We start from the raw sequence: 16813 nt of genomic DNA on the forward strand, positions 1-16813 counted from the left end.
CATGAGCGACGAACAGAGAACTCCGATGTTCAACGAACGCGTGCGACGCGAGCTTTATCAGCAGCGCGTGCTCGTGCTCGACGGTCCCCTCGACGACGACAACGGCACGCTGCTGGCGACCCAGCTGATGACGCTGGCGCGGGAGGACGCGTCGACCGACATCGCGCTGTGGATCCACTCCCCCGGCGGGTCGGTGCCGTCGATGCTCGCGATCCGCGACGTCATGCGGCTCATCCCGTGCGAGGTGTCCACGATGGTGCTCGGCATCGCCTACAGCGCCGGGCAGTTCCTGCTGTCGTCCGGAACCCGCGGAAAGCGCCGCGCCATGCCGCACGCCCGCGTCCTGATGCACCAGGGGTCGGCCGGGATCGCGGGCGCCGCCGTGGACATCGAGCTGCAGGCCGGGGACCTGCGCCACACCCGCGACACGGTCCTCGGGCTCATCGCCGAGGACACCGGGCAACCCCTTGAACGCGTCTTCGAGGACTCGCTCCACGACCGCTGGTACACGGCGCGGGAGGCGCTCGAATACGGGTTCATCGACGCGATCGTCAGCGATTTCGACGAGGTCGTCCCGACCAGCCACCGGCCCATCGGGCTCGGAATCCCCTCGGAAGGAGCCGCCCGATGAGCACCTACACGATCCCGAACGTCATCGCGCAGCACCCGCGCGGCGAGCGCATCATGGACGTCTATTCGCACCTGCTGACGGAGCGGATCATCTATCTCGGCACCGCCATCGACGCCGGTGTCGCGAACGCGCTCGTCGCGCAGCTGCTGTACCTGGAGGCCGACAGCCCCGACCGCGACATCCAGCTCTACATCAACTGCGAGGGCGGGGACCCGAGCGCGATGCTGGCCGTCTACGACACGCTGCGCTACATCCGCGCGCGGGTCGCGACGACGTGCGTCGGGCAGGCCGTCGCGGTCGGGGCCGTGCTGCTCGCGGCGGGCAGCCCCGGGATGCGGTCCGCGCTGCCCCACACCCGCGTCGTCCTGCACCAGCCGATCGGGCAGAGCCGCGGGGCGATCCCGGACCTGATCCTCCAGGCGGACGAGGTCGTCCGCGTGCGCGGCGACATGGAGCAGATCCTCTCCCGGCACACCGGGCAGGACACCGCGACGCTCCGCGCCGACACCGACCGCGACCGCGTCTTCACGGCGCAGGCGGCACTCGACTACGGCCTCATCGACCAGGTGATCGAGGAACGCAAGCCGCTCCCCATGTAGGGCCGGCCGTGCCTATGCGGCCAGGGCGTAGGCGGTGGCCTGGCAGGTCACACCGGTCGTCCGGGCCGGGACCGCCGCCGCCCGGGAGGTCAGCAGGGTCGTCGCGATCGCGAGCGTCAGGTCGCCGAGCGTCACGTCGAGGGCGCCGGCGACCGCGGCGATCATCTCGCTCGACGGCTCCTTGACGCCGCGCTCCATCTCGGAGAGGTACTGCGGCGAGACCCCGGCCCGCCGAGACGTCTCGACCAGCGTCTCCCCGCGTTCGAGGCGCAGCCGGCGCAGGCAGTGCCCGAGCGCGTCCCGCCACAGCGGCTCCGCCTCCGGGGCCGGCGCGGCGGGCTCGTGCGGCGCCTCGCCGGCGGGCTTCACGGGATCGACGGGCTTGAGCGGGCGGGTACGCGTGATCTCGGCCATGCGGACATCGTAAATCGGCGATACCGGCAGGCCCTAGGCGTTCCGCCGACCGCAGAATGGCGCGGGTCTCGCCATGCCCAACACCGGGTGCCATTCTGAGGGTGTGCGGATATTGGTCGTGGGCGCGGGAATCATCGGGGCCTCGCTGGCGGACCGGCTCACGCGTCCGGCCGCCTCCGGCGGTTCGCGGGACGAGGTCACGGTCGTCGAGGCGGAGGTGCCCGGCGCCGGGACGTCCGGCACCAGCTACGCGTGGATCAACGCCAACGACCCCGCGGACCCGTCCTACCACCGGTTCCGGACGGCGGCCATGGCCACCTGGCGCGACCTCGCCGCCGGGTTCGGCGCCCCGGCCTGGTACCGCCCGGCGGGCAACACGATCTGGGCGACCGCCGACGACGCGAAGTCCCAGCTGGCCGACCGGGTCGCAAAGCTCGCAGACCTCGGCTACACCGCCGAACTGATCGATCCCGCCCGGCTGCGCGAACTGGAACCGCACCTCCGCCCCCAGCCGGACGCGCTGATCGCGCACTACGCCGGCGAGTCCTTCGTGCACGGAGGCTCCGTCTCTCAAGCACTCACGGACCGCGCACGCGAGGCGGGCGCCACCCTCGTCACCGGGCACCGCGCCCTTCGCCTCAACACCGAGGGCGACCGCGTGATCGGCGTGCATCTGGACGACGGCCGCGACCTGGACGCCGACCTCACGATCTGCGCGGCGGGCCGGCACAGCCCCGCACTCCTGGCGACCGCCGGTGTCACCCTCCCGCTCGTCGACCCGTCCGTGCCCGGCTCGGAGGCCCCGTGCCTCGTCGCCACCACCTCACCCACGGACGCCGTCGTCAACGGCCTCGTCCACGCACCCGGCCTGTCCGTCCGTGCGGCGGAGGGCGGCGGCCTCGTCCTGGAATCGGTCGAGCTGGACGCCGGCGTCGACGAATCGGCCTCCCCGGCGCTCATGCAGATGGTCGGCGACGAACTCCTCACCCGAGCGCGGGCACTCATCCCCGGCCTGACGGCGGAGATCGCCGGCATCCGCAGGTGCGTCCGCCCGCTGCCCCTCGACGGATACCCGCTGATCGGCGCGCAGCGGCCCGGCCTTTACACCGCCGTCGCGCACAGCGGCATCACGCTCGGGCCGCACCTCGCCGCCCTGATCGACCGGGAGATCCACGGCCACGCCGCACCCGAACTCGCCCCCTACCGCCCGGACCGCCCGATCTCCTAGGGCTTGCGGGCGACGCCGCAGAACGCGTCCACCTCGGGCGCCTCGCCGAACGGGTTGGGTTCGGGACGCCAGCGCGACACCGACACCACACCGGGTTCCAGCAGCTCCAGCCCGTCGAAGAAGCGCGCGATCCGCTCCGGGGTGCGCAGCTCGTAGTCGTAGCCGGATTCGTCCCGGACGCGTTCGGCCTCCGCGGCGTCGTCGGGCCGGATGGTCTTGGTGCCGTCCTCCAGCGCCAGGTAGCTGCCCGGCGGGAGCGCGTCGAGCAGCTGGCGGAGGATGGCGTGCGCCTCACCATCGTCGGCGATCGTGCCCAGCACACCAAGGATCATCAGGGCGACCGGCCGGCTGAAGTCGAGCGTGGCGGCAGCGGCGGCCAGCACCCCGGCGGGGTCGCGGGCGTCGGCGTCGATGTAGTCGCAGGCCCCTTCGGGCGTGCTGGTCAGCAGCGCGCGGGCATGCGCCAGCACCAGCGGGTCATTGTCGACATAGACGATCCGGCTATCGGGGGCGACCCGCTGCGCGACCTCATGGGTGTTGTCGTGCGTGGGCAGCCCGGTGCCGATGTCGAGGAACTGGCGGATCCCGGCCTCGCCCGCCAGGAACCGGACGGCCCGTCCCAGGAACACCCGCGCGTGCCGCGGCACCTCCTCGAACCCGGGATAGACGCTGAGGATGTTCTCGGCGAACGCGCGGTCGACCGGATAGTTGTCCTTGCCGCCGATGAAGTAGTTCCAGACGCGGGCCTGGTGCGGCACCGTCGAGTCGATCTCGGGCGGGTGAACCGGGGGGTCGTCCATACCGCCCCATCCTGCCGCTGATCCGAAGGTTTGACATGCTCGGGACGAGACTCGAAAGGACATTTATGCGCGTCGCAATTCTCGATGACTACCAGGACGTCGCACTCCGGGTGGCGGACTGGTCACCGGTCCCCGCCACGATCGACGTGTTCCGCACGCCGCTCGGCGACGCGGAGGCGGTGGTCGCGGCGCTCCAGCCCTACGACGTCCTGGTCACCATGCGGGACCGGACGGCGCTGCCGAAGACCGTGCTGGAGCGGCTGCCGAACCTGCGGCTGATCGTCGTCACCGGCCACCGCATCACGGCGATCGACATCGCGGCCTGCGCAGCGCTCGGCATCACGGTCAGCGGCACCGCCCCGCCGGCCGGCGGCGGGGGCGGGCCCGCCGCCGAGCTGACCTGGGCGCTCATCCTCGCCGCCGTGAAGCGGCTGCCCGCCGAGCTGGCGAGCGTCCGCGCGGGCGGCTGGACGACCAGGCTAGGCACCTCCCTCACCGGCCGGACCCTCGGCGTACTGGGCCTAGGCCGCCTCGGCTCGCAAGTCGCCGCCGTGGGCAACACGTTCGGGATGCGAGTGGTCGCCTGGAGCCAGAACCTAACGACGGAGCGCGCCGCCAAATCCGGCGCGACGCTAGTCGGCAAAGATGAGCTGTTCGCGACGTCCGACGTGGTGACGATCCACCTCGTCCTGTCGGACCGCACCCGCGCATTGGTCGGCGAGCCAGAGCTACGCCGGATGAAGCCGGACGCGTGGCTGGTCAACACCAGCCGCGGCCCGATCTGCGACGAGAACGCCCTCCTGCGCGCCTGCCAGGAACGCTGGATAGCCGGAGCCGCCCTAGACGTATACGACCAGGAACCTCTCCCACCCGACCACCCACTACGCACCCTGGAAAACGTCCTGGCCACCCCACACATCGGCTACGTGACCGAGGAGACCTACGCCTCCTGGTACGCCGACGCAGTAGAAGACATCGTCGCGTACGCGAAGGGCTCACCAATCCGGATCCGCCACTCCTGAAGTGAACGCGAAGGACGAGCACACAGTCAACGAGAAGAGCGCCGCCCATCTCGTATGTCGGCGGACGGTGCAGCTGGGCGTGCCGGTGGTTCGGAACGTAGAGGTACGGGCGGACGGCTAATCCAATTGTCCGGAATACCTAGGTCCAGGGTTCGCACACAGGGTCTTCCACGGGGAGTAGGTGGTTAGACCTGAGGGTTCCTCGGAGCCATGCCGCGAGGGTCTGCGTCGCGGAGAGAGGAATGGCGGCACCCGTGTCGTCTCCGCGTGGCGGGTACATGGCGATGGGCCATGTGTCTGGGTGGCCGATGGTCAGCCAGCCCACATAGTCGCCGTTTTGTGTGTGCGCCCAGGGGATGAAGCCTTCGGGCTCAGGCCAGACCTTCATCCAGTATGTGTCAGGGTCATCTTCGCGGTGGGCGCGGTAGGTTTCGGCGAATCTGCGCACGAAACTGGTGACGAAGTCGCCTTCGCGTGGATCTGAGATGCCAAGGTACTGATCGATCTCGCACGAGCCGTAGCGCTCAATGAAGGCCACATAGTCCGCTGGCAGGTGAGTGCCCAAGTCTGCGGCGACGGTCTCCCAGGCGTCGACAGCGCCGAAGGCCGGTTCATCAGGTGGCGGCAACAGGACGAGCAGGTCGGCGAGTGCGTCATCAGGCGGGATCACGAAGTGAAGCATGGCGCACGGGAAGGGCGTCCTCGGCGTCGGGTAGTGCTAACAACTGTCCTGGCCCGCTTCGTTGTCACTCAGTGTCTACGCCACAAGCTTGGGACTGTCCGCGTCGCACCGCGCAGCTGAGGCCAGGGCACCGCGTGAAGGAGACCGTTGAAGGGGACGGGCATCTAGAATCCGGCAGACATAACGAGGCCCCGTCCCAAGGCACAGCCGGAACGGGGCCACGATGTGCGGGTTAGGCCTTGTCCAGGTCACCGCGCTTGATGCGGGTCAGGAACGCACGCACGGCGGAGGCCGGGAGAGCCAGCTTCGGTCCATCCGGATTCTTGCTGTCGCGGATGCCGACCGCGCCGGGGAGAACCGCCAGCTCCACGCAGTCCGACTGCGCGGTTGAGCCGCTGTGCGACGACTTACGCCACTCGGTCATTGGTAGGTCTCGATGCTCCTGTGGAGGATGGTTCGCGACGTGCCGACAGGTGCGGCTAGGTCGCCCAGTCGGTCGTAGCGTACTGCGTACTTCATCACGTCCGTTGGAGTGGTCACGAGTCGTCCCCGTTCGGGGGCATCTATGAACGCGACCTCCCTATCTCCCACGCTCAGGAGCCGAAAGGCTCCGTCCAGCCCGTTGTGCGCCCCGCTGGCCGCCTCTAGGACGCGGATGGACACGTGAGGCGCTTCCGCCAGTTCCGCCAGGTGCGAGATCTGTGCGCGCATCACATCCGAGCCGCCCACAGGTTGCGCGAGTACGGCCCAGCTCAGGATGACGCTCACTAGCGGTGGTTCGACCCGTTCCCAGACCACCGCCTGCCGCGCCAGCCGCTTCTCTAGTGCCTCTTCGACACCCGAGACCATTCCGGTAGACAGCATGGCCCGCGCGTACTCCGGAGTCTGGAGAAGGCCGGGGACCAGCAGCGCGGCCCACATGCGGTGCCGTGTCGCACGCGCCTCGTGCTCCGTGAGCCCCGTGAACCAGTCGCCGTCATCGCTCGCTTCCGCCAATCGGACGATTCGGGCGAAGGTTGTGTCCCAGAGGGCGTCCAGCCTTTGGGCGTAGCCCGGAGAGAGGTGCAGCCGTCCGTTTTCAACTCGGGAAACGTACGAACGGTCGCAGCCGAGTTGCTCGGCGAGCTTGTTCCCGGACAGCCCGCGAATCTGGCGCAGTCGGCGCACCTCAACGGCGATGTAGTTCCACAACGATCTATCGGGGTCGAGATCCTCGGGCTCGGACATTTTCCGCTCCGCACGTTTCCGACGTTCCGCGAACGTAGAAACGGTAGCGCTTCACAGCGCAGACTTGCAGCGCTGAACAGACATCTGCCCTGTGAGGTGATGACGACCATGGACACCGAGACTGGAGAAGGCCCCCGACCCACGATCCATCCGGAGGTGAGGCGAGAGCACACCATCAAGCTTGCCGCCGCCGCGAACGACACCAGGGACCTCACTGGCGACATCCTCCGCCCCGACGGCGAGATGTCCGCCAGGATCGGCCTTACCGGGTCAGGCCAGGCGGCCGACGTAACGGTGATCCTCAACGGAGGGTTCCCGTACTTCGCATGGACAACCGACCACGGCCCCATTGGGGCGGTTGAGAACATCGCCAAAGCGCTCGGCACGGTCCGACACGAGCTCGTGATGCGGGGCCAGAGATGTCGACCGTAGCCACTCTCAGCATGTTCACGACGTCGGGCGATCCGGGCGAGCTGGCTTGGACGACGGTTGCGTTCGGAATCGTCGCCGTCGCGTTCCTGATGTTCGGTCTCCTCCTTGGAGCCCTCTGGGGGACGCGGCACAGACCACCCCAGCGCGGTCGGCACGTCGCCGGGAAGCCGTCCACCAGAGGAGGACCCGGAAGCGCCCGCGTCCGCCCTCCACAACCCCGCCAACGTACGAAGCAGCCCGCGCAACGTGATGCACGGCCTTCTCCGCCACCTCCGCCCCAGGTTCAGCCGCGAGCGGTGGTGAGGGCCCAACCGCTTCAGAGACGGACGGCACCGTGAACGAGACCCCCAGCCCCAGTGCCGATCGCGCGGGACTGATCGAACTCGTGTCCGCCGCATTCCGCGAGGCGATGAAGGATCACGGCCTGCTTCGGGGGACGGTGGACACGATCAGCGTCGGCGCCTACGACAAGGTCTCGGCCGTGCTCGATGAGGCGGAGCCGAGTTCCCCGCCGGAGCCGTCCAGGTAGGGGGAGGACCGCGCGGGAGGTAGGCCCGCGCGAAGGGGGCGCACGATGACGGACTACCCCTCGCCCAGTTCGCCGCGCGTCCCGTGTCCCGCTCCGCCAATGGGGCCGGACACGAAAGAGGGGGTCCCGGGCGCCAGACCCGGGACCCCCTCTCGCAGGAGGACTACCACTCAGGCGAAGCTGATCAACCTGGGCTAACGAGTTATCTGAAGATGTGGTGTCGGCAGATTGGTTCGTCCGGCACCTTGGCGGCTGGGCGGGGCACGCCGAACCAGACGATGAGGCCGCCTGCGACGAACAGGGCCGCGCAGATCAGCATGCACGCGTCGAAGCCGCGGTCGAATTCCGCCGGGTTGCTCGCGGCGTTTTGCGGCAGCCCCGCCAGCAGCGGCAGTGCGGCGACGATCACCAGCCCGGCGGTCCGCGCGACGCCATTGCTCACCGCGCTGGCGATCCCGGCGCGCGCGTCGGGGACGGCGCTAAGCACGGTCACGGTGATGGGCGGCGTGATCAGCGGGATGCCCACCCCGATGAGGCAGACGACGGGGAGCACGTCGGTGAGGTAGGACGCGTCCCGTCCGACCCGCGTCGCCAGGACGAGCGCTAACCCGCTGATGAGAGCACCCGCGGCGAGCGGGACGCGCGGACCGGCCCGCTTGGTGAGCGACCCGCCCCGCGCCGACAGCCCGAGCGTCAGGACGGTGAGCGGAAGCAGCGCCAGCCCGGCCGCCAGCGTTGTGTACCCGGCGGTGACCTGCAACTGGATCGGCATGAGGAAGAACAGCCCGGCGAGCCCGCCGTAGAGGAAGAAGCTCGCGAGGTTGGCGACGCTGAACGGACGCGAGGAGAAGAGCCCGAGCGGCAGCATCGGGTCCCGGGCGCGCCGCTCGACCCACGCGAACGCCAGCGCGACCGCGTGCCCGAGAAGCGCGGCGAACGTCGCGGATGCGGGTGTGTCGGTGGCCTGGATCAGCGTGTAGCTCATCGCGCCGAGTCCGAGCGCCGCGAGCACCGTCCCGGGCGACGTCGAACCGTCCGGGCAGCCCGTCGTCGCGGCTCTCCGGCACGTGCAGAATCAAGTGCGGCGGCGTCCACCAGCGTCCCGCCGAGCAGCGGGCCCGCCGCACCGGCCATCCCGCTCGTCCCCGGCCACTTGCCGATCGCTCGCGCCCGATCATCGGGATTGAACGAGGCTTGGATAAGGACGAGCGAACCCGGCACGACCATGGCGCCGCCGATCCCTTGCAGGGCGCGACCGGCGATCAGCCACTCCAGGCTCGGCGCCACCCCGCAAAGGAGTGACGCGGCCGCGAACCACACCACCCCGACCAGGTACACGCGACGGCCTCCGAACCGGTCGCCTAGACCGCCACCCAGGAGGATCAGCGCGGAAAGGGTGAGCGTGAACGCGTTGACCGTCCATTGCAGGACCGCCATCGACGCGTCCAGATTTCCACTGGAGCGCCGGCAAGGCCACGTTGACGACCGTCGCCACAAGCAACACAAGCTCGGGACCCGGCGGCGGTGACAACCAGCACCCACCGCCCGCCGGGCTCGTCCAGCCGAGCGGACGCCGCCTTCACCGGCCCCGGTGGAGTGACCACATGATCAAGCCTGCCCCGCCCCACCCAAAACGTCCACCGCCGAGTGGGGCGCGTTCGCCTCGCGGGACTCGCACCGCAGGAGCAGGTCCTCGCGCGGGCCGTGGGCATTTATTGCCCGCAATTCCTCCAGCAGCACCGCGACGCCACCGGCGAGGTCGACAATGGGGACGGCTCGCTCAGCCAGTGCCAGGGCCAGGCTATGGGCACCCGCCCCATGCACTTCCGCCAACATCATTGCAACGTCAGACGGATTGGTCGTCGTCCCATCGATAGCCAGAACTGCTCGCTCAGCCAATGCCAGGGCGAGCTGCGCGTCCACCCTCCGTACTTCCTGCAGCAGCTGCGCCATGGTGAACGTGCCGGCGATGTCGACCGCTGGAACGACTCGTTCGGCCAACGCCTTCGCCAGGGGCCAGGCATGCAGCTCCCGCAGTTCCCGCAGCATCTGCACCATGTCGTAGGCGTTGGTCACGTTGACGTCGGGAACGGCCCGCTCGGCGAGCATCCGAGCGGGCTGCGGGTGCAGCCTTCGCAGTTCCACCAGCATTCGCACGACGCTCCACGAGTCGCTGACATCGACACTGCGTGCGGCCCATTTGGCCAATGCCCAGGCGGGCTTCCGGACACTCAGCCGACGCAGTTCCTCCAGCAGTTCCGCCACGTCGTCGGTGTCGGTCGTGAGGCTGACCTCGCCTACGACCCGTCCGGCCAGCTCCGTCGCAAGATCCTGCGCGCCGGTCTGCCGGAGCCCGGCCAGCAATCGCGCCGCGTCGCCCGGGGCGGTGACACGCACAACGGGGACGGATCGTTCGGCCCATGTCCGGGCAGCGTCATGGGCTTCCAGCTCGCGCATTTCTTCCAGCAGTCTCGTCACGTCACCGGGGTCGCTGGTGACGCTGACCTCGTCGGCGGCCCGTGCCGCCAGTGCCAGCGCCTGGGGTCTGGCGTCCGCCTTTCTGAATGCCCCCAGCACTTCCGCCGCGATCTCAGGCTTGGTGAGGGGCAGATCACCGACAGAAGCGGCCGGGGTTCCCGAGCCCGTGTCGTCGTGAGCGGAATCGGAGCGTTCGCCGGAGGCTCCGTCCTGCAAACGGTTGAGGACGTCTTCGAGACGGCGGCAGCGGTGTTCGGTCTGGGCGATGCGCTCCTGGGCCGTTTGCAGGCGGTGTTCGAGTTCGGCGATCTCCCGCTCCAGCCGCTCCTTCTCGGCCGCCATGGCGGCGCGGTCGTCATCCCAGGACGCGCGCAGCCGGCCGTGCTGGTCGGTGAGCTCCTCGATCTGGCGGATCCGGTCGGCCAGTTGCTCCTGGAGGGCGCGGACGTACCGCTCCGCCTCGTGCTGGCCGACCAGGGCCAGCTCCAGCTCGTCGCTGACCACTCTCACCTGGTACTGGTGCGGGTGGGCGACCTTCAGCGCCTCCAGATGGAGCCCGGTCAAGTGGTCGCGGACCTCCTGGGAGACCTCCTTGCCCTGCTCGGCCTGGATCGCCAGCAGCGTGTTGAGGAACCAGTGGTCGCGGGGCACGCGCCTGCCGTTGAGGTAGCGCGACAGGGTGCCCTTGTCCAGGGGGTACCGGCCGGCGAACCGGTTCATCGTCACACCGGCCGCCGTCCAGATCGTGCGGAGCTCGCGGACCCAGGTCGCGACCTCCGGCTCGAGGTCAGGGCTGAGCGTCTTGAAGCCGGGCGTGGCGCAGGCGGCCGGCTGCCGAGGGGTCAGGTCGGTCATGGGTCCATGGTCCGTGCTCGCGCTCTGGAAAGCCGCTCATAGTTGCCTTTCGGGTGTTGCCATTTGCTGCAACACCCGGCGCCGGACCGGTTGCGGCGTGGTGCAACGCCGCGCGGGTCTGGCTTGCTGGAGGCCACGATCGGAGAAAGGACCGTCAGGAATGCCTCAGCCCGCCAGCAACGTCCCCCTGCCCGCCCCGTCTCCGGCTCCCCCGCCGGACGGACGCGGCCCGGGGGTGTTCGTGCCGCAGCATGTGGTCGCCACCGTGGCCTGCATTCTCGTGGGGAGCGTGGCGGGTGTCCTGGTCTGGCTCGCTCCAGAGATCTGGCTTCCCATCGGCGCCGGGATCACGGTCACGTGTCTGTCGCTGACGCTGTACGGCCTCTGGCACCAGCGCTGACCACGTCGTGCCCGTCCGTTCGCGGACACGGACGGACGGGCAAGGCGCGGGGCCTGGGTTACTCGGTCAGGTAGACCTGTTCGAAGTGGGCGTTGCCGAAGGTGCGGCCCGAGAAGTCGTTCTTGGGCCAGCCCGCGTTCTTCACGTTGTGCGCGTTCTCGACGTTGGCGAAGAACGGGATGATCCAGCCGCCGCGCTCGAACTGGATCTGGTAGATCTGCTGGGTGAGCTGATCCTGTTTGGCCTGGTCGGTGGTCGTCTGCGCCTGCTCGTAGAGCGAGCGGATCTGGTTGAGGTCGTCGCCGCCCAGGTGGGTCAGGGAGTTGGTCTCGCTGAGGTCGGTCAGCGCCATCAGGGTCAGGTAGTTGCCCTGTGTCGGCCATTTGTCCACAGAGAACTTCCAGCTGTGGAAATTGGGGCCGAACAGCGTCGCGGTGTCCACCTGGCGGACCTTGATGTTCATGCCGATCTCGGCGGCGTTCCGCGCCAGGACGGTGCACATCGGCACCGCCTCGGTCGAGACCGGGCCGGTGACCAGCTCGACCGTGACGCCCTCCTGCCCGGCCTCCTTGAGCAGTTGCTTCGCCTTGGCGATGTCGCGCTTGCGCGTGAGCTGCTTCGGGTACGCGGGGGCGAACGGCTCGGGCAGGTCGTGGGCGACGACGCCGTGCCCGGACAGGGTGGCGGTGAGCGCCTGCTCCCGGTCGATCGCCAGCCGCAGCGCCTGCCGGACCCGGACGTCGTTGAACGGCGGCTCCTTCATGTTCATGTAGATGCCGGTCCACGCCCCGGTCTTGGACTCCAGCAGCTTGAGCCGCGGGTTCTTCTCGATGGTCGGGATCTGCGGGTACGGCAGCTGGTTGATGGCGTCGACCTGGCCGGTCACCAGCGCGTCGAGCCGGGCCGAGTCGTCGTTGACGACGTTGACGACCAGTTCGTCCAGGTAGGGCTTGGGGCCCAGGTTCGCGGGGGCGGCGGAGTCGCTCGGCTCGGACTTGCCGTTGGCGTTCCAGTAGTTCGCGAACCGTTCGCAGACCCACTGCCGGTTCGGGGTGAAGCTCTTGTACTTGAACGGGCCGGTGCCGACCGGGTTGCGCGGGTCGAAGTCCACCGGGACGATCTTGAACGGGCTGGCGAGCGTGCTCCGGAAGGTGGCGGCGGGGCGCAGCAGCTTCAGCCGCAGCGTCCGCTCGTCAAGCTTCTTGATCTCGTTCAGGTCGACGAGCGGCTTGAACTTCCCGACGATCACCGACCCGGGCAGCGTGATGGCGCGCTTGAACGTGAAGATCACGTCGTCGGCGTCGAGGGTCTTGCCGTTGTGGAACTCGATGCCCTGCCTGATGCGGATCGTCCACTCGTCGCCCTTGGCGTTGGGCTCGATCAGCTCGGCCATCTGCAGGTGGTACTGCATCTCGTTGCTGTAGTCGGCGAGCTGGTCGTAGAGGACGCGGGCCATGAAGCTGACCGGGACGCTGTTGAGCAGCATCGGGTCCAGCGTGTCGGAGCCCTTGGCGCCGCCGGTCGCGACGGTGAGCCGGCCGCCGCGGCGCGGTTTGCCCGCGGCCTGCTTCTCCTGCTCGCCGCCGCAGGCCGCGAGCGTCGCGCCGCCGACGGTGGTCAGGCCGAGCGCGGCCGCCGTGCCCAGGAATCCGCGTCTGCTGAGACCTGATGGGGGTTGCGTGGTCATGTCCGGTCCTCCTGCGACCGTTGTTCCGCTGGGACGCCGCCCGCCGCCGCCTTGAGTTCGGGGGACCCGAATTCGGGGGTGGCCGCGATGAGCTGCTGGGTGAACGGGTCATCGGGGTGGTCGAGCACGTCGTCCACCTGGCCGGTCTCGACGAGCCGCCCGGCGCGCATGGCGATGACGCGGTCGGCGATGGTCCTGACCAGCGCGAGGTTGTGCGTCACGAACAGCAGCGCGAGGCCTTCCTCGTCCTGCAGCGTGCGGAGGAGGCGGACGATGGACGCCTGCACGGAGACGTCGAGGGCGGAAGTGATCTCGTCGCAGATCAGCACGTCGGGGCGGCACACCAGGGCCCGCGCGATCGCGACCCGCTGCCGTTCCCCGCCGGAGAGCTCGCCGGGGTAGGACGACGCCACGCTCGGCGACAGCGACACGCGTTCCAGCGCCTCGGCGATCGTGGTCGCGGCCTTCGCCGACGGCATCGAGAACAGGATCTTCAGCGGCTCGCGCAGGGTCTCGCCGATCGAGCGGCGCGGGTTGAGCGAGTTGTAGGGGCTCTGGAAGATGTACTGCACCGCGCGCCGCTGTTCGAGGGGACGGTCGCGGGCGCGTGTCGCCATCGCGGCGTCCCGGAACGTGATGCCGCCGCTGTGCTGGCGGTGCAGGCCGATGATGCTGCGCGCGAGGGTCGTCTTGCCGCAGCCTGACTCGCCGACCAGCGCGAGGCATTCCCCGCTGGTCAGCTCCAGGGACACGTCGTGGAGGATCTGGCGTCGGCCGTGGAAGGCGTCCAGATGCGACACCCGCAGGAGCACGTCGGCCTGGCTTCCGGTGCGGGCGGCGGCCTGGCGAGGGGCTTCGCGGGACGGGCCGGACGCGAGGTGTTCGGCGCGGATGCAGAGCACGTCGTGTCCCTCGTTCACCTCCACCGGTTCCGGGACGGTCGTCGCGCATTCCGGCAGCGCTTCTGCGCATCGGGGGTGGAACATGCAGCCGGTCGGGCGCCGTCCGGGGGGTGGGGTGTCGCCGGGGATCGCGGCCAGTTCCCGGCGCTCCGAGACCACGGGCACGGCGGCGAGCAGCGCGCGGGTGTAGGGGTGCACGGGGCGGTCGAAGATCTGCGCGCTCGAACCGGCCTCGACGACCCGTCCGGCGTACATGACCATGATCCGGTGGGCCAGCTCGGCGACGACCGCCATGTCGTGGGTGACGTACAGCGCCGCCACCTGGTGCTCGGCGCAGAGTTCGCGCACCGTTTGCAGGACGCGCGCCTGGGTCGTGACGTCGAGGCCGGTGGTGGGCTCGTCCAGCACGATCACGCGGGGACGGAGCAGGAACGCCAGCGCGAGGGTGATCCGCTGCTGCTGGCCACCGGAGAGCTGGTGGGGGAAGCGGTCGAGGAACGCGTCGTCGGAGTCGAGCCCGACCTCGCGCAGGGTCGTGCTCATCCGCTCGTCGCGCTCCTTGGCGGGCATGTCCGGGCGGTGGAACTCGAACAGCTCGGTCAGCTGGCGGCGGAGCCGGAGTGCCGGGTTCAGCGCCATCGACGGGTCCTGCGGCACGTACGCGACCGTGCTGCCGCGCAGCGCGGTGAGCTTGCCGGGGGCGAGGCTCGCGACGTCCTGGCCGTCGATCAGGATGCTGCCGCCGACGATGCGGGCGCCGCGCCTGGCGTCGCCGAGCAGCGCCAGCCCGACCGTTGTCTTGCCCGACCCGGACTCGCCGACGAGGCCGAGCACCTCGCCCGCCGCGATCGTGAAGTCCACGCAGTCGACGACGTCGACGCCGCCGCGTCCGGTCAGGTCGATGCGCAGGCCCTTGACCGTCACCGCCGCCGCCGTCATGCCTTCACCGCCTCGGACGAGACCGCCTGAGGCGAGACCGCCTGGGACGAGATTTCCCGGGACGAGACGCGGGCGACCGTCCAGGAGAAGCCCTCGGTGATCAGGTTGGTGCCGAAGGTGAACACCGCGATGCACAGCACCGGCAGCACCACGCCCCATGGCTGGAGCGCCAGGCCCTGGTAGTTCTCCTTGATCATCAGGCCCCAGTCGGCGGCGGGCGGCTGGAGGCCGACGCCGAGGAAGCTCATCGCGGTGACGATCCCGATCGACCAGGTGAGCCGGAGCCCGAACTCGACCATCAGCGGGGTCATCACGTTCGGCAGGATCTCCCGGCGGACGATCCGGAGGCGGGGCGCGCCGAGCGTCTCCGCCGACTCGACGAACTCGCTGGACACCACCTCCCTGGACGCCCCGTACGCCACCCGCGCGACCTGCGGCACCCATGCGACGGCCACGATCAGCGGCAGCAGTGCCGTGCTGGCCCTGGCCATCGCGACCAGGAGCAGGATGAGGACGAGGGGCGGGAACGCGCGGAGGACGTCCATCGCGCGCATCAGGATCTCGTCCAGGACGCCGCCGCTGTAGGCCGCGGTCATGCCGATCGCGGCGCCGACGGCGACTCCGGCGAGCGTCCCGGCGAACGCGATCCACACGATGCTCCGCCCTCCGGCGAGGACCCGGGAGAGGACGTCCTCGCCGAGGTAGTCGGTGCCGAGCAGCGCGGTGGACGACGGGGCCGCGTAGGGCGCGCCGACGATGTCGTCGTGCCCGTGCGGCGCGAGGAACGGTCCGGCGAAGGTGACCAGCAGGACCAGCCCGGTCAGGACCAGCCCCACCCGGATTCGGGGTTCGCGCAGGCAGCGGCGCAGCAGTGCGGTGTTCATGCGCCGGCCGTCCGCAGCCGGGGTGTGACGTACACGGTCAGGACGTCTCCGAGGAGGTTGAAGGCCACGTAGCAGGCGGCGAACAGCAGGCAGATCAGCTGGATCACCGGGACGTCGCGGTTGTTCACCGCGTCCACGAGGGCGCTGCCGAGGCCCGGATAGTTGAACACCTGCTCGATCACCAGGATCCCGCCGGTGAGGTAGGCGAGCGCGAGCGCGGTGCCCTGGATCGCCGGGACGAGCGCGTTCGGCAGGACGTGGCGTCGCAGCACGACCCGCTCCGGGACGCCCTTGAGCCGCGCGGTCCGCACGTACTCCGACTCGTAGGCGTCGATCACCGATCCGCGCACGAGCCGCGCCAGATACGGCAGGACGCCCAGCACCAGCGCGACCACCGGGAGCACCAGCTGCTCGGCGTTGCTGAACGGGCTCTCCCCCGGCGCGAGCAGGACCGTGCCCGGCAGCAGGTGGAACACCGACGTCGCGAACAGGATCACCAGCAGCAGCGCGATGATGAACTCGGGCAGCGCGGTGAGCCCGAGGGTGACCACGAGCATCGCCCGGTCGGCGAGGCGGTCGCGCCAGCGGCCGGTCAGCGCGCCGACCAGCACCGACAGCGGCACCACGATCGCCGCGGAGATCGTCACCAGCACGGCGGAGTTCAGCACCCGGTCCCCGACCAGCGCGCTGACCTGCTCCTTGGTGACCAGCGACTGGCCGGGATCACCGCTGAGGATCCCGCCCAGCCACGAGAAGTACTGCCGCACCACCGGCTCGTCGAGTCCGAGTTCGGCGCGGAGCGCGGCGACCCGGTCCGGTGTCGCCTCGCGCCCGAGCGCCGCGCGGGCCGCGTCGCCGGGTAGTACTTGCGTCGCGAAGAACACCAGGATCGACACCAGCAGCACGACCGCCGTGCCGAGCAGCAGCCGCCGCAGCAGCCACAGCCAGCGGGCATGGGGGGAACGTTCGGCCAACGTCATCACCTCGCCGTCCCCGGCAGAATGCGGCGAGGTGTTGTGAATGTCAACAGTCGAGCAATGGAAAGGGCATCGCACTTCATGGTGACCCCGAAGCTACTGTTGACTTTCACAACAGAACGCTCAG

At 69.6% G+C, this 16813-nt stretch carries 19 protein-coding genes; 7 read left to right on the top strand and 12 right to left on the bottom strand.

The genetic code is table 11. The annotated features are described in order from the left end of the window. Nucleotide 1: 1 nt before the first annotated feature. Together ACH34S_RS07780 and ACH34S_RS07785 are read left to right on the top strand one after the other, a co-directional pair. The gene (locus ACH34S_RS07780) at nt 2–631 is read left to right on the top strand and encodes a ClpP family protease (protein WP_395951754.1); all 630 of its coding nucleotides are present in this window, start codon (nt 2–4) and stop codon (nt 629–631) included. Beyond that, nucleotides 628–1230, top strand: coding sequence for a ClpP family protease (locus ACH34S_RS07785; protein WP_395951756.1), 603 nt, complete (start codon nt 628–630; stop codon nt 1228–1230). The genes ACH34S_RS07780 and ACH34S_RS07785 overlap by 4 nt, the downstream gene beginning before the upstream one ends. A gap of 12 nt (nt 1231–1242) precedes the next feature. Here the strand turns inward: ACH34S_RS07785 and ACH34S_RS07790 are convergent, their stop codons facing one another. Then, entirely contained in the window at nt 1243–1644 is a 402-nt protein-coding gene (locus ACH34S_RS07790; protein WP_395951758.1) for a helix-turn-helix domain-containing protein, read from the bottom strand. A gap of 118 nt (nt 1645–1762) precedes the next feature. On the opposite strand from ACH34S_RS07790, the gene ACH34S_RS07795 reads away from it, so the two are divergent. Continuing rightward, nucleotides 1763–2872, top strand: a complete 1110-nt coding sequence (locus ACH34S_RS07795) for an NAD(P)/FAD-dependent oxidoreductase (RefSeq protein ID WP_395951760.1) — start codon at nt 1763–1765, stop codon at nt 2870–2872. Here the strand turns inward: ACH34S_RS07795 and ACH34S_RS07800 are convergent. Continuing rightward, nucleotides 2869–3672, bottom strand: coding sequence for an SAM-dependent methyltransferase (locus ACH34S_RS07800; RefSeq protein WP_395951761.1), 804 nt, complete (start codon nt 3670–3672; stop codon nt 2869–2871). The genes ACH34S_RS07795 and ACH34S_RS07800 overlap by 4 nt on opposite strands. 65 nt (nt 3673–3737) lie before the next feature. Between ACH34S_RS07800 and ACH34S_RS07805 the strand changes: the two genes are divergently transcribed. After that, nucleotides 3738–4694, top strand: coding sequence for a D-2-hydroxyacid dehydrogenase family protein (locus tag ACH34S_RS07805; RefSeq protein WP_395951762.1), 957 nt, complete (start codon nt 3738–3740; stop codon nt 4692–4694). A gap of 139 nt (nt 4695–4833) precedes the next feature. Here ACH34S_RS07805 and ACH34S_RS07810 read toward each other — a convergent pair whose 3' ends face one another. The 3 genes from ACH34S_RS07810 to ACH34S_RS07820 all read right to left on the bottom strand — a co-directional run bounded on the left by ACH34S_RS07810 (nt 4834) and on the right by ACH34S_RS07820 (nt 6603). Further along, the gene (locus ACH34S_RS07810) at nt 4834–5364 is read right to left on the bottom strand and encodes an SMI1/KNR4 family protein (RefSeq protein WP_395951763.1); all 531 of its coding nucleotides are present in this window, start codon (nt 5362–5364) and stop codon (nt 4834–4836) included. A 244-nt stretch (nt 5365–5608) separates the two neighbouring features. Then, nucleotides 5609–5800: a DUF397 domain-containing protein gene (locus ACH34S_RS07815; protein WP_395951764.1), complete on the bottom strand. Its 192-nt coding sequence runs from the start codon at nt 5798–5800 to the stop codon at nt 5609–5611. Beyond that, nucleotides 5797–6603 carry a Scr1 family TA system antitoxin-like transcriptional regulator gene (locus tag ACH34S_RS07820; RefSeq protein WP_395951765.1) on the bottom strand — a complete coding sequence of 269 codons (807 nt, stop codon included), beginning with the start codon at nt 6601–6603 and terminating at the stop codon, nt 5797–5799. Before ACH34S_RS07820 ends, ACH34S_RS07815 begins: the two co-directional genes overlap by 4 nt. 108 nt (nt 6604–6711) lie before the next feature. Between ACH34S_RS07820 and ACH34S_RS07825 the strand changes: the two genes are divergently transcribed. Together ACH34S_RS07825 and ACH34S_RS07830 are read left to right on the top strand one after the other, a co-directional pair. Beyond that, the gene (locus tag ACH34S_RS07825) at nt 6712–7035 is read left to right on the top strand and encodes a hypothetical protein (protein ID WP_395951766.1); all 324 of its coding nucleotides are present in this window, start codon (nt 6712–6714) and stop codon (nt 7033–7035) included. A gap of 334 nt (nt 7036–7369) precedes the next feature. Next, nucleotides 7370–7564 carry a hypothetical protein gene (locus ACH34S_RS07830; RefSeq protein WP_395951767.1) on the top strand — a complete coding sequence of 65 codons (195 nt, stop codon included), beginning with the start codon at nt 7370–7372 and terminating at the stop codon, nt 7562–7564. Nucleotides 7565–7766: 202 nt separating this feature from the next. Here the strand turns inward: ACH34S_RS07830 and ACH34S_RS07835 are convergent, their stop codons facing one another. From ACH34S_RS07835 to ACH34S_RS07845, 3 genes are all read right to left on the bottom strand, one after another. Then, nucleotides 7767–8549 carry an MFS transporter gene (locus ACH34S_RS07835; RefSeq protein ID WP_395951768.1) on the bottom strand — a complete coding sequence of 261 codons (783 nt, stop codon included), beginning with the start codon at nt 8547–8549 and terminating at the stop codon, nt 7767–7769. Continuing rightward, a complete protein-coding gene (locus ACH34S_RS07840) occupies nt 8546–9001 on the bottom strand; it encodes an MFS transporter (protein ID WP_395951769.1) in 456 nt (151 codons plus the stop codon). The genes ACH34S_RS07835 and ACH34S_RS07840 overlap by 4 nt, the downstream gene beginning before the upstream one ends. Before the next feature lie 171 nt (nt 9002–9172). Continuing rightward, nucleotides 9173–10897 carry a hypothetical protein gene (locus ACH34S_RS07845; RefSeq protein WP_395951770.1) on the bottom strand — a complete coding sequence of 575 codons (1725 nt, stop codon included), beginning with the start codon at nt 10895–10897 and terminating at the stop codon, nt 9173–9175. A 160-nt stretch (nt 10898–11057) separates the two neighbouring features. Here ACH34S_RS07845 and ACH34S_RS07850 point away from each other — a divergent pair, with 160 nt between their 5' ends. Continuing rightward, nucleotides 11058–11297: a hypothetical protein gene (locus tag ACH34S_RS07850; protein WP_395951771.1), complete on the top strand. Its 240-nt coding sequence runs from the start codon at nt 11058–11060 to the stop codon at nt 11295–11297. A 58-nt stretch (nt 11298–11355) separates the two neighbouring features. Here ACH34S_RS07850 and ACH34S_RS07855 read toward each other — a convergent pair whose 3' ends face one another. The 4 genes from ACH34S_RS07855 to ACH34S_RS07870 are packed head-to-tail and all read right to left on the bottom strand — an operon-like array spanning nt 11356 to nt 16683. Continuing rightward, nucleotides 11356–12984 (bottom strand): ABC transporter substrate-binding protein, encoded by a 1629-nt coding sequence (locus tag ACH34S_RS07855; RefSeq protein WP_395951772.1) that lies wholly within the window; start codon nt 12982–12984, stop codon nt 11356–11358. After that, complete coding sequence (locus ACH34S_RS07860; RefSeq protein WP_395951773.1) at nt 12981–14825, bottom strand: ABC transporter ATP-binding protein; 1845 nt, start codon at nt 14823–14825, stop codon at nt 12981–12983. Before ACH34S_RS07860 ends, ACH34S_RS07855 begins: the two co-directional genes overlap by 4 nt. Continuing rightward, complete coding sequence (locus ACH34S_RS07865) at nt 14822–15709, bottom strand: ABC transporter permease (protein WP_395951774.1); 888 nt, start codon at nt 15707–15709, stop codon at nt 14822–14824. The genes ACH34S_RS07860 and ACH34S_RS07865 overlap by 4 nt, the downstream gene beginning before the upstream one ends. Then, nucleotides 15706–16683 carry an ABC transporter permease gene (locus ACH34S_RS07870; RefSeq protein ID WP_395951775.1) on the bottom strand — a complete coding sequence of 326 codons (978 nt, stop codon included), beginning with the start codon at nt 16681–16683 and terminating at the stop codon, nt 15706–15708. Before ACH34S_RS07870 ends, ACH34S_RS07865 begins: the two co-directional genes overlap by 4 nt. Nucleotides 16684–16813 lie beyond the last annotated feature (130 nt).

It is taken from the genome of Actinomadura sp. 3N508, from assembly GCF_044326375.1.
Lineage (GTDB): Bacteria > Actinomycetota > Actinomycetes > Streptosporangiales > Streptosporangiaceae > Spirillospora.

Bases quoted from the DNA above. Each gene is read 5' to 3' on its own strand.
- ACH34S_RS07780 (WP_395951754.1), top strand. From the start codon at position 2: ATGAGCGACGAACAGAGAACTCCGATGTTCAACGAACGCGTGCGACGC.
- ACH34S_RS07785 (WP_395951756.1), top strand. From the start codon at position 628: ATGAGCACCTACACGATCCCGAACGTCATCGCGCAGCACCCGCGCGGC.
- ACH34S_RS07790 (WP_395951758.1), bottom strand. From the start codon at position 1,644: ATGGCCGAGATCACGCGTACCCGCCCGCTCAAGCCCGTCGATCCCGTG.
- ACH34S_RS07800 (WP_395951761.1), bottom strand. From the start codon at position 3,672: ATGGACGACCCCCCGGTTCACCCGCCCGAGATCGACTCGACGGTGCCG.
- ACH34S_RS07805 (WP_395951762.1), top strand. From the start codon at position 3,738: ATGCGCGTCGCAATTCTCGATGACTACCAGGACGTCGCACTCCGGGTG.
- ACH34S_RS07815 (WP_395951764.1), bottom strand. From the start codon at position 5,800: ATGACCGAGTGGCGTAAGTCGTCGCACAGCGGCTCAACCGCGCAGTCG.
- ACH34S_RS07820 (WP_395951765.1), bottom strand. From the start codon at position 6,603: ATGTCCGAGCCCGAGGATCTCGACCCCGATAGATCGTTGTGGAACTAC.
- ACH34S_RS07825 (WP_395951766.1), top strand. From the start codon at position 6,712: ATGGACACCGAGACTGGAGAAGGCCCCCGACCCACGATCCATCCGGAG.
- ACH34S_RS07835 (WP_395951768.1), bottom strand. From the start codon at position 8,549: ATGAGCTACACGCTGATCCAGGCCACCGACACACCCGCATCCGCGACG.
- ACH34S_RS07840 (WP_395951769.1), bottom strand. From the start codon at position 9,001: ATGGCGGTCCTGCAATGGACGGTCAACGCGTTCACGCTCACCCTTTCC.
- ACH34S_RS07845 (WP_395951770.1), bottom strand. From the start codon at position 10,897: ATGACCGACCTGACCCCTCGGCAGCCGGCCGCCTGCGCCACGCCCGGC.
- ACH34S_RS07850 (WP_395951771.1), top strand. From the start codon at position 11,058: ATGCCTCAGCCCGCCAGCAACGTCCCCCTGCCCGCCCCGTCTCCGGCT.
- ACH34S_RS07855 (WP_395951772.1), bottom strand. From the start codon at position 12,984: ATGACCACGCAACCCCCATCAGGTCTCAGCAGACGCGGATTCCTGGGC.
- ACH34S_RS07860 (WP_395951773.1), bottom strand. From the start codon at position 14,825: ATGACGGCGGCGGCGGTGACGGTCAAGGGCCTGCGCATCGACCTGACC.
- ACH34S_RS07865 (WP_395951774.1), bottom strand. From the start codon at position 15,709: ATGAACACCGCACTGCTGCGCCGCTGCCTGCGCGAACCCCGAATCCGG.